We start from the raw sequence: 11460 nt of genomic DNA, 5'->3' as shown, positions 1-11460 counted from the left end.
ATTTAAAATTAAAATGTAGATCAAAAATGAACCCAAAAAACGGAGGTAATTGACTATGAAATTTTTTATCGATACGGCTAATGTGGAAGATATCAAGAAAGCTTACAAAATCGGCGTTTTGTCTGGTGTTACCACTAACCCGTCTTTGGTTGCTAAAGAAGGCGTGAAATTTGAAGACCGTATTGCTGAAATTTTGCAAATCGTGCCTGAGGTTGAATCTGTTTCTGCAGAAGTAACGCCTAACGCGATTACAGCTGAAGAAATGATCGCTGAAGCGGACGAGCTGATCAAAATCAACAACAACGATAAAAACATTACAATCAAGCTTCCGATGAACCTTGCTGGATTAGAAACTTGCCGTTACCTGACGAAAAAAGGCGTAAAAACGAATGTAACGCTTATTTTCACAGTAAACCAAGCGCTGTTGGCTGCTCGTGCTGGCGCAACCTATGTTTCTCCGTTCCTTGGTCGTCTGGACGATATTTCCGAAGATGGCGTTCTATTGGTTTCTAAAATTGCGGAATTGTTCCGCACGCACCAGCTGGATGCGCAAATTATTGCAGCTTCGGTTCGCCACCCGGATCACGTTACTCGCGTAGCGATGGCTGGCGCGCATATTGCAACTGTGCCATTCGCGGTTATCGAGCAAATTTCGAAGCACCCGCTTACCGATCAAGGAATGGAGAAATTTGCTGCTGACTGGAAAAAAACTTCCCTGTAAGACGGGGAGTTTAAAGCGATAAGTAATATGTAATAAGGCATTTATTTTAAGAACGGCGATAGCCGTTTACGCTTATATAAAAAGAGCTTGAATAGGATTGGGAGGCAGATTTCCGTGAGCAAACAGCAAATTGGTGTCGTTGGTCTTGCCGTTATGGGCAAAAACCTCGCATTAAACATTGAAAGCAGAGGGTTCTCGGTTGCGCTATTCAACCGTTCCCCAGAAAAAACAAATGAGCTTCTGGAAGAAGCAAAAGGCAAAAATTTTGTAGGTGCATACAGCGTAGAAGAGTTTGTAAACTCGCTTGAAACGCCGCGCAGAATTTTAATAATGGTCAAAGCAGGCGCGCCAACTGACGATACGATTAATCAGCTTGTACCTTTTCTAGACCAAGGGGACATTTTGATTGACGGCGGCAACGCTTATTTCCCTGATACGCAAAGAAGAAATGAAGAGCTTTCAGCTAAAGGCTTCCGCTTTATCGGTGCGGGCGTTTCCGGCGGCGAAGAGGGTGCGCTTAAAGGTCCAGCAATTATGCCAGGCGGTCAAAAAGACGCTTATGAGCTCGTTGAGCCGATCTTGACAGCTATTTCTGCGAAGGTGAATGGCGATGCTTGCTCCACTTATATTGGTGAAGGCGGCGCTGGACACTATGTGAAAATGGTGCACAATGGCATCGAGTATGGCGACATGCAGCTGATTGGCGAAGCATACCATTTATTGAAAGATGTACTCGGTGTAAGCACGTCCGAGCTGCATACCATTTTCACCGAATGGAATAATGGTGAGCTGGACAGCTATTTGATCGAAATTACAGCTGACATTTTCTCGAAAACAGACCCAGCTACAGGCAAGCCGATGGTCGATGTAATTCTCGATTCCGCAGGCCAAAAAGGAACTGGCAAATGGACGAGCCAAAGCGCTCTTGATCTTGGTGTTCCATTGTCGATCATTACCGAGTCCGTATTCTCGCGCTTTATTTCTGCGATGAAAGAGGAGCGCGTAGCGGCAAGCAAAAAGCTGAACGGTCCTGCGGTATCGAGCTATGACGGCGATGCGCAAGAGTTTATTGAAGCGGTCCGCAAAGCGCTATTCGCGAGCAAAATCGCTTCGTACGCCCAAGGCTTCGCGCAAATGCGCGCTGCTTCTGACCAGTACAACTGGAACCTGAACTACGGCAGTATTGCAATGATTTTCCGTGGCGGCTGCATTATCCGTGCCGGCTTCCTGCAAAACATTAAAGATGCGTATGACCGTGATCCGGAACTGAAAAACTTGTTCCTCGATGATTATTTCGGCGGCATCGTAGATAACTACCAAGAAGCTTGGAGAAAAGTGATTGCCATTGCCGTAACTAGAGGGATTCCAGTTCCTGCTTTCGCATCGGCACTAGCTTATTATGACAGCTACCGTACAGAAAGACTGCCGGCTAACCTGCTGCAAGCACAGCGCGATTATTTTGGAGCGCATACGTTTGAGCGTCTGGATCAACAAGGAAGCTTCCATTTCCAATGGATGGAAAACAACGAATAGGAAATGCGTAGCGATAAATAAGTAAGAAATTTTAAAAAACAGAGGTTGGCCTCACATGCGTGAGGTCAGCCTTATGTTGGATTTTGCCGAAAAAGGGCGATTACCCGCTGCGAGTGGATGACGGGGAAATGTCGTCCTTTTTGCTATGCCGCTAGGCGGCGTTCATCATTTTTAAAGTGCTCTATGCGGATGCCCTTTGCTTGCTGCGCAACAAGCAAAGGGCATCCTTTGTTTATTGAAACCAAGCAGCCTGAGACTTTTTGGCGGACTGAGGTTCCACTATTATAGCTTTTAATCCGTTTTCAGGCTGCATGCGGCCAGGAAGGCCGCTATTGTCCTCATAATCCGGTCATAATGGCTTCTGGCAACGCATTAGCAGCTCCTGAGTCCGCAGAATGTGCCAAAACCCGTATTTGGCCCGAATAGCGACTGCTGTGTCCACCAAGTCTATTGTGCAGGGAGTAACCCCTGAAACGAAGAGCATGAGGCTGGCATTCAGTACATAAGTTCATATTTCTGCGAGAGTGGTATTGGCGGTAGACAGGGAAAATGTCTGGCAAATGTCCAATTTTTGGGTGATTTGATGACGTATTTTTATGGTATTATGTGGATGGTGTTTGTGGTATATTGGGAATAGTTCCGTTTTTTCCACCGTAAGTGGGCATGCCCCTAGACATTTCCCGACCCCTCTAGAGCATCTTTTGTCTACGCGAAGCTAAGCATATCACTCCAAGGTCCGCAAATATCTCTTGTAAAATGAAATGGGTTTCAAAATTTATGCGCGCTTATGAGGCGCGCAACGACTAGTATCAGCAATTTTAAGAGCGGTTTATTTAAACAACGGCGTTTATTCGCCAAAAATAGAAAGTGACGACAGCATCAGCGACAAATTAAAGTTACATGATTTGTAACTTAAATCTAAATATAGACATAAAAATAAATATTGTAAAAAAACATAGAATTATGGTATAACTTTATTAACGGCACTATTGGTTGCATCGACGACCGCATCTTCGTTAAGCATCATTCCTCAAGAGATATAGTCGTCTACTCCTTTAGCGACACATTCAACTATGAATGATCTTCTCTCAACCCACCCACACCTACTGTTTTCCTTTCTAACACACATTCATCCAGATGAGTTTGTACAATTGAAGCCTGCTGTTTTAAGCTGCACTGCCTATGTCATTTCCATTTGAGGAGTGAGTGCCGAGCAATGTCTATCCCAAGACATTGAAAGCGCTTTCTAATCTAACGGCTATTTATGCTGCCACTGAAATGACATGCAATCTTTTATCCAATAAAGGAGCTGAAACAATGGAAAACGTACAGCTATCGATTGAAAATCAAATTAAAAACATGATTGTTACCAAGTTTGGACTGGATATCTCCCCGGAAGAAATCAACGATGATGATCCGCTATTTGATGTTAATGAACAGGGAGAAGGGCTGGACCTGGATTCCGTTGATGCTTTGGAGCTTGCGGTTGGACTGAAGGAGCTTTTTGGCGTTAAGCCGCAAAGCAGCGATATGTCTGTTTTCAAAAGCGTTCGCTCCATTGCCGACGTGATCCGCAGCACGATCGGGGATTAATCGATGAGCAGACCGCAAGCCGTAGTAACCGGAATTGGCATCATCGCGCCAGGCGGCTCTAACAGAGAAGCCTTCTTCCAGTCGATTGTGAATGGTGCCAGCGGGCTTCGGGCTCATGAAAAGCTGAAAAAGCTTGGCGTTAGTGGCGAGGTCGCTGGCAGCGTTGACGAGCTGTATCGAGAGATGGAAGAGGATGAGCGGGCCGTTCAAATGACGTATGCCGCACTTGATGAAGCTTTGGCAGACAGCGGGCTGACGAAGGAGGACATCAGCAAGCTGGAAACTAGAGCGGGCTTGTCCCTTTCAGAATCTGTGCCCGGCCATATTAAAACGATGAGATATATTCAAAATAACCGGGAACAGAAGTGGAATGATCCCGATGGACTAATCGAAATTCCATCTTTGCTCTCACATATTGTTTCGTATATAGACATAAGGGGCCAAGCCTACACAACGATGTCGGCCTGTGCCGCTGGAACTGCGGGAGCAGGAATAGCTCTTGACGCCATTCGTAATGGAATAGCGGATTTAATGGTCGTTGTTGGGGCAGAGCCCTTATCGGACAACTATATTGCCGGGTTTCACAGTCTCCAGTCCATGAGCCTGGGTGGCTGTGTGCCGTTTGATAAGAACAGGGATGGCATGTCACTGGGAGAAGGAGCGGCGGTCTTTATCTTGGAAACGCTTGAAGGAGCGAAGGCAAGAGGAGCCCATATTTACGGCGAGCTGCTGGGATACGGCTTAAGCAATGATGCCTATCATATTACAAGTCCCGATCCCGAAGGAGAAGGGGCTGTGCGGACGATGCTGATGGCTCTGGAGGATGCTGGTTTAGAGCCAGGTGACATAGATTATGTCAATGCCCATGGAACAGCGACGGAGCTGAATGACTTAATGGAAATGCGAGCGCTGTCCAAAGTTTTTGGCACCGAGGAGAAGCAGTCCCAGGTTATGATTTCTTCAACGAAGGCGGTTACCGGCCATTGTTTGGGAGCTGCGGGAAGCGTTGAGCTGGCGGCAACCTTGCTCGCTATAGATCGCGGCATTGTGCCTCCAACTGCATTTCTGAAGGAGCAGCCTGAACCTTTTCAGGAACTCCAAATTGTTAAAGGGAACTATGAGGAACGGTCGATCCAATATGCGATGTCCAACTCATACGCTTTCTTCGGCCATTCTGCAAGTATAGTTGTTGGAAAGGTATAAGCTTCTATCGGCTTAAATTTTCCTTATACACACCACATGCTGGGAGCTGTCATGGATGGAAACCATTGATATTGCAAAAGGCTTGCCTCATCGCTACCCGTTTGTGATGGTAGACCGAATTACCGAGGCCCTTCATATGAAGCGCTCCAAAGGCTACAAAAACATAAGCTATAACGAGCCTTGGGCAGTGGGACATTTCCCGGATGAACCTATTTATCCAGGCGTTCTCATGATTGAGACGATGGCGCAGGTCGGCGGATTTATTTTTTACAACGGGGAGAGCGGGGCAAACCGCAAATTTTATTTAAGTGTAGTTAACCAAATCAAGTTTCTACAGCCAGTTGTGCCAGGCGATACATTTGAAGTAGAAGCAGAGTTAGTCGAGTCGTTCCACACCTTTCACCAGATCAAATGTACGGCTTCAGTCGGAGATAAAGTTGTCGCCTCCGGGATGCTGACCTTAAGCTATTCCGATTAAAATAAGCGGTGTTTAGCTGCTTGGAGCATAATTTCATAAATTTGGGAGAATCCATATGCATAAAATATTTGTTACGGCTGTAGGAGCGATAAGCTGTGCAGGGTCCGGTGCAGATGAATATTGGGAAGGCATTAACGCACAGGCGGGCATCAGGCCGGATGAGCTTAAGCTGCCCGTGGATATTCCACAAAATATTGAAAACCGGGTCGCTAGACGGATGGATCGGTTTTCCCGGTTGACCATGAGCGCTTCGAAACAAGTGCTGGATGAAGCTGTGATCGAGCAGGAGCAACTGGATCATAATCGGATTGGTACTGTTTTTACGACGGGATACGGTCCATTGGTATCTAATTTGGCTCTCAGCAATCAAATTTTGTCTGGTGGCGTCGATATGGTTAGTCCGACCGTATTCGCTAGTACAGTATACAACTCGGGAATCGGACATGTTTGCTTGAGTTTAAAGCTGAAGGGCGCGAGCACCGTGCTAACGGGCAGCAATGCGATTGCCTATGCCTCTGATCTGCTCAAAAGCGGCAAGGCGGATGCGATATTATGCGGCGGAGTAGAGGAATATTGCCAAGAGCTGCTTGACTCTTTTCAACAGAAGGACTATGCAACTAAGGATGAAAACTATTTATGCAGGCCTTTGGATCAAAATAGAAGCGGAACGAGGATGACCGAGGGCGCCGCTGCATTGCTGCTTGAGACGCAGAGCGTATTAGCCCGCTGTCCAGAGCGCATCGTATGCGAGGTTGTCGGGTATGCAAGCTTGATAGGCAAAGGCTACATGGGCAAAGATCGTGCCGATGCGGATTTTAAGCCTTTCGCTCGCGTAATGGATATGGCTCTCAAGCATGCCTCCATTTCTCCTGGCGATATTGACGGCGTTTTGCTGGCTGCCGGAGGTGGACGACACTCCGACAAGGCGGAAGCCCAAGCGATTCATGAGGTTTTTGGCCAGCGTGCTGCTTCCATACCTGTTTCCTCGATAAAGGGAGCAACGGGCGAAACGCTTGGCGCATCCTTTATGATGAATGTCGCAGCGGGCGCCCTTGCCATTGCCAAAGGGTGTATGCCTTTAACCGCAGGCTGCACCGAGCCAGATGCCGCTTTAGAGCTGGATATCGTCCATCATGAGCCGCGTGTAGGCGACTACGAATATTTATTAGTAAATGGTTATGACGTCAACGGCTGCTTGCACAGCGTCATTCTTGGAGCAGTTAGGAGGTGAGCCATTGAAATTTGCCGATAAAGTCGTCTTTATTACCGGAGGAGCAAGAGGAATCGGATATGCCATCGTACAAGCTTTTGCTAGCGAAGGGGCTACCGTTCTCTTTACCTATAAAAGTAGTGAGGACGAAGCTGCGGAGCTGGAGGCTTCCTTGCAGGAAAATGGGGGCAAGGCGAAAGCGTTCGCGCTGGACGTATCCGATCATTTGAATACGCTTGCCGTAATCGAGGAGGCTGTTCAGCAGTTTGGAAAGATTGATGTGCTGGTCAACAATGCGGGCGTAACGGAAGATGGTTTTCTGATGCTGATGGAGGAATCCTCTTGGGATAAGGTCATCAATACAAATTTGAAAGGCGCCTACAATTGCTGCAAAGCAGTGCTGCCTTCGATGATCAGCAAGAGGCGCGGAGCCATCGTGAATATTTCCTCCGTTTCCGCATTGGCGGGTGCCTCAAGTCAGACGAATTATAGTGCGTCCAAGGCGGGCCTCATTGGCTTGACTCGATCGCTATCAAGAGAAGTTTCTGGAAAAAACATCCGTGTGAACGCCATTGCACCAGGATACATCGTTACGGATATGCTCGGGAAAGTCCCCGATCGCGTGCGCCGTCATTTTGTCGATAAAATTGCCTGCGGCCGGTTAGGCGAGGCGGATGAAATTGCAAAGGTAGCCTTATTTCTAGCTTCTGACGATGCAAGCTACATATATGGACAGACGATTATTGTCGATGGAGGAATGGTTTAAGGCAGCCTTGTAAGTGAAAATGAACGATTTTAGGGAGGTTAAATGATGAGTGGAGAAGTAAAAGTAGCGGATTTTAATGTGAGGTTTAATGAAATTTTGCAAAAAAATATTGAGCTGTTGACTGTTGATGAGAGTGTATTGCAATCGGATTTAGAAACGGTGGGCCTAAACTCGATTTCCTTTGTTAAATTAATCGTCGCATTGGAAAATGAATTCGATGTCGAGTTTGAAAATGAAATTTTAATTATCGACCATTTTGCTACCTTGGGCCACTTTAAGGACAGCGTACAAAAGCTAGTAGAAGGGCAAGATCATTAATTTTCTCCGCTCGCGGGGCTCTGTGCGGCGATCTTACCCTATAGTGGAGGGCAATTATGCAAATAGCAAGTCGTAACTCTGCTTTCTTCTCGATGCGCCGGTTGTTTGTTTTTCTTAAGCCCTATCGGTTTTGGATAGCGCTCAAGCTGATAAGCACGATCATCATAGCGGCAAATGATATTTTGCTTATCTATATTATTAACCTTTTATTTTCGTCCACCCAGACTGGTGATATGGATGGCGTGATGCAGGCTGTAAAATTAATCCTCATTTTTATAGTGACAGGCATCATTGTGAATTTCTTCAGCGTTTATTCATCGGGACGCTACAGCGCCTTTGTAACCCGAGATTTGAAAAATAAAGTTAGCGAGCATATTAATAAACTCCCTATTTCGTATATGGAAGCTCGCCATTCCGGCGACTTTAGCTCCAGAATGACGAACAGCATCAATCAAATCGAAGGGTTTATTTACAATGATTTTGCAGCTCTTATTTTTCATATTGTCCGGGTCGTTGCATGTATTGCGGTTATGTTTTACATGAATTGGCAGCTTACGCTGTTTTGCTTCGTTATGCTGCTGTTCATGACCTTTTTGAGCGAAAAAATCAGCCGCCCGTTAAATCAATATGCGGCAGAGGTACAGCAAAGCATGGCTCAGATGAGCACAGTTGTTCAAGATACAATTGGCGGCATTTATATGATCAAGTCTTACAATTTGGTACAGGTGATGTATCAAAAGTGCCAGCTGCTGCTTGACAAGCTGCTCGGACATTTTTTGAAAATCGAAAAACGCGTTGCTGTTATGGGGGCTCTCAGCGTATTTGTCCGAACGGCTCCGCTGGTTGTGTTCTTTCTGTTCGGCGGATATTTGGTTAGCGAAGGACAGCTTTTAATAGGCGCTTTAATCGCGTTTGTGCAGTTCATCAATTATCTCGTATCCGGAATGGGAGAAATTCCAAATCAGATTAGCCGGTTCAAAATAACAGCGGGCGTTGTCGACCATCTTTTTGAATTGCTGGATGCTGAAACCGAACGGATGGACGGCAAGCAGCTGGAAAACCTCTCGTCGTCAGCTCCTGCGCTTGAATTTGAACAGGTTACTTTTTCCTATGACGGCCATTCGAAGGTGCTTGACGAGATCAGCTTTACGCTGCCGCAAGGTAAAACGGTTGCCTTGGTTGGGCCAAGCGGTTCAGGCAAATCGACTATCTTTAAACTTATCACCGGATTTTATGATTATAAGGGTGGGCAAATCAAGCTGTACAACGAGCCGCTCACCGATTGGAAGCTATCATCTGCCAGAGCGCTTATTTCACATGTTTCGCAGGATACTTTCCTCTTTCCAGGCTCCATCGCTGAAAATATTGCGTGCACGGATGACGGCTACCGCATAGAAGATGTAGAAAGCGCAGCTAAGCTTGCTAATATCCATGAATTTATTCGGGTACTTCCACAAGGGTACGATACGCTTGTCGGTGAACGGGGAGTAAAGCTATCGGGCGGACAAAAGCAGCGGATAGCGATTGCCAGGGCCATATTAAAGGATGCTCCCATTTTGCTGCTGGATGAGGCGACTTCGGCGCTTGATTCCGAATCGGAGCAGCTTGTTCAACAATCCATTAACCGGATTATGCGAAACAAAACGGTTTTGGTAGTGGCACATCGTCTGTCTACGGTTATGAATGCAGACGACATTTTTGTACTGAACGAGGGGCGTATTGAAGAAAGCGGCACACATGAAGAGCTGCTTGCCAAAAACGGCATTTATTATCGTCTTTACAACAATCAGACTAGCAATCGTGAAGACCAGCCCTATGGGCTTGGTCAAGAGGGGGCATAGTTGCTTGAAAAAAAGCAATAAACAACAAATTGCGAGACTTGCCCGCTTGCTTGGTCGGCGTAAACTATCTTTTATTCTCAGTTTTCTGGGTTTCGGTCTCATGAGCTCAAGCGTATCGATTATTACAGCCATGCTGGTCTCTACTTTTCTCGATGCGATAACGGAGAAAAATATGGATGCGGTTATGACGCTCAGCATCCAGTTCATGCTCATCGTCGTTGCTATGTGCATACTAACGCCACTTTTCCAATATTGGTACGGCAAAACGGTCAAGACGATCATGAACAGCATGCGGCTTCGCGTTTTTCATCATATGGAGAAGCTTCCTGTTACTTATTATGAGAACAGCCATAGCGGTGACAGCCTGTCCAGAATTACGAATGATTTGCAGACGATGGAAAATGCATTCTCTGGTGAAGCGCTTACGCTTCTTTCCTTAATGGCTACAGGGACGATATCGGCCATTATTATGTTTTATCTGGACTGGAGATTCGCCGTGGCCATGATTTTTTTAGGATTGCTGTCTACGTATGTAAACACGAGATATGCCAAGCCTTTTAGAACGATTGGCACTGAAATTCAAGAGCAATCCGGCGTTCAGCTTGAGCGATTAACGAATCTCGTTGCCGGCACGCAGGTGAGCAGAACGTTTCAGATGGTTGATGGGATGAACCGCAAGTACAAGGAGACGACGACTCGGCTTGCCGACTTGTTTTTACTGCGAGCGAAGAAAAGCGCCTATTTAACAAGCACCAATTATTTTCTGCTTTGGATTAATAATGGCGGCGCTTTTATTATTGGAGCCTTTATGCTGATTAACGGCCAGCTGACAATCGGCAGCTTGCTGGGGGTTATTTTACTGCTGGAGAACGTAACGAATCTCTTCCGCAATTTAGGTGTTTTCTGGGCCAATTTGCAATCCTCGCTGGCGGGGGCTGACCGCGTGTTTGACCTGCTGGAGGTGGCGGAAGAACCTGAGCGTTATGTGGCTGTGTCAAGGGAAGAGGCGGCCTCCGGCTTGAATGAAGACGGAATGCTTGCTTTCAAAAATGTATCGTTTGCCTATCGCAAAGATGAAAAGGTGCTGGACCGGTTGAACCTTCAGGTAGACAAAGGACAGCTTGTTGCGCTTGTTGGGCCCAGCGGAGGCGGCAAAAGCACGATTATGAAGCTGCTGCTTGGCTTTTATCCGTTCTCTGATGGCGATATTCGTATTGCGGGCAAAAGCTTTGCAGATTATTCGCTGGAGGAGCTAAGAGATAAGATGGCCTACGTTTCCCAGGACCCGTATTTGTTCGAAGGAACGATTGAGCAAAATATCCGCTACGGAAAAATGGACGCCACCGCTGACGAGGTTGTAGAGGCAGCACGTGCAGCATTTGCCCATGATTTTATTACGGAACAGGCAGATGGCTACAACACTGCGGTTGGCGAAAGAGGCGTGAGGCTGTCCGGTGGTCAAAAGCAGCGAATAGCCATTGCCCGAGCCATATTGAAAAATGCCCCTATTTTGCTGCTTGATGAGGCAACATCAGCACTGGACAGCGATTCAGAGCTGGCGGTCCAGCAAGGAATCGAGCGGCTAATGGAAGGGAAAACGACGATTGCCATCGCCCATAGGCTGTCCACCATTGAACAAGCGGACACGATTGTAGTCGTTGACCGTGGAAGAATTATGGAGCAGGGCAAGCATGACGAGCTTCTGGCAGCTGGAGGCGCATACAGCCGCCTGCATCATACACAGAAGCGAACCCAGGAGTGGCTTCCGCAAGCGATGCAGCAAGAAGCTTAAGGGGT

Annotated in this window: 10 protein-coding genes; all 10 read left to right on the top strand. The window is 46.9% G+C overall.

The window, feature by feature from the left end; all coding sequences use genetic code 11:
- Positions 1-55 precede the first annotated feature (55 nt).
- The 10 genes from fsa (at position 56) to BBD42_RS25645 (ending at position 11455) form a co-directional block, all read left to right on the top strand.
- Positions 56-721, top strand: coding sequence for a fructose-6-phosphate aldolase (gene fsa / locus BBD42_RS25690; RefSeq protein ID WP_046230868.1), 666 nt, complete (start codon positions 56-58; stop codon positions 719-721).
- 114 nt (positions 722-835) lie between these two features.
- Positions 836-2254 (top strand): NADP-dependent phosphogluconate dehydrogenase, encoded by a 1419-nt coding sequence (gndA, locus tag BBD42_RS25685; RefSeq protein WP_099520480.1) that lies wholly within the window; start codon positions 836-838, stop codon positions 2252-2254.
- 1317 nt (positions 2255-3571) lie between these two features.
- Positions 3572-3847, top strand: a complete 276-nt coding sequence (locus tag BBD42_RS25680) for an acyl carrier protein (RefSeq protein WP_099521808.1) — start codon at positions 3572-3574, stop codon at positions 3845-3847.
- 3 nt (positions 3848-3850) lie between these two features.
- Positions 3851-5050 (top strand): beta-ketoacyl-[acyl-carrier-protein] synthase family protein, encoded by a 1200-nt coding sequence (locus BBD42_RS25675; RefSeq protein WP_099520479.1) that lies wholly within the window; start codon positions 3851-3853, stop codon positions 5048-5050.
- A 55-nt stretch (positions 5051-5105) separates the two neighbouring features.
- The gene (gene fabZ, locus BBD42_RS25670; RefSeq protein WP_099520478.1) at positions 5106-5528 is read left to right on the top strand and encodes a 3-hydroxyacyl-ACP dehydratase FabZ; all 423 of its coding nucleotides are present in this window, start codon (positions 5106-5108) and stop codon (positions 5526-5528) included.
- Positions 5529-5583: 55 nt separating this feature from the next.
- On the top strand, positions 5584-6759 hold the full coding sequence (locus BBD42_RS25665) for a beta-ketoacyl-[acyl-carrier-protein] synthase family protein (protein WP_099520477.1): 1176 nt from the start codon (positions 5584-5586) through the stop codon (positions 6757-6759).
- A gap of 4 nt (positions 6760-6763) precedes the next feature.
- A complete protein-coding gene (fabG, locus tag BBD42_RS25660) occupies positions 6764-7504 on the top strand; it encodes a 3-oxoacyl-[acyl-carrier-protein] reductase (protein WP_216364883.1) in 741 nt (246 codons plus the stop codon).
- Between the two features lie 42 nt (positions 7505-7546).
- A complete protein-coding gene (locus BBD42_RS25655) occupies positions 7547-7822 on the top strand; it encodes a phosphopantetheine-binding protein (protein ID WP_099520475.1) in 276 nt (91 codons plus the stop codon).
- A gap of 56 nt (positions 7823-7878) precedes the next feature.
- On the top strand, positions 7879-9663 hold the full coding sequence (locus BBD42_RS25650; RefSeq protein ID WP_099520474.1) for an ABC transporter ATP-binding protein: 1785 nt from the start codon (positions 7879-7881) through the stop codon (positions 9661-9663).
- Positions 9664-9667: 4 nt separating this feature from the next.
- The gene (locus tag BBD42_RS25645; protein WP_172455629.1) at positions 9668-11455 is read left to right on the top strand and encodes an ABC transporter ATP-binding protein; all 1788 of its coding nucleotides are present in this window, start codon (positions 9668-9670) and stop codon (positions 11453-11455) included.
- The last annotated feature ends 5 nt before the right edge of the window (positions 11456-11460 follow it).

This window comes from Paenibacillus sp. BIHB 4019 (assembly GCF_002741035.1).
Classification (GTDB): domain Bacteria; phylum Bacillota; class Bacilli; order Paenibacillales; family Paenibacillaceae; genus Pristimantibacillus.
Note: the sequence above shows the minus strand (reverse complement) of the source record. Positions and strands in the feature narration are given on the sequence as shown.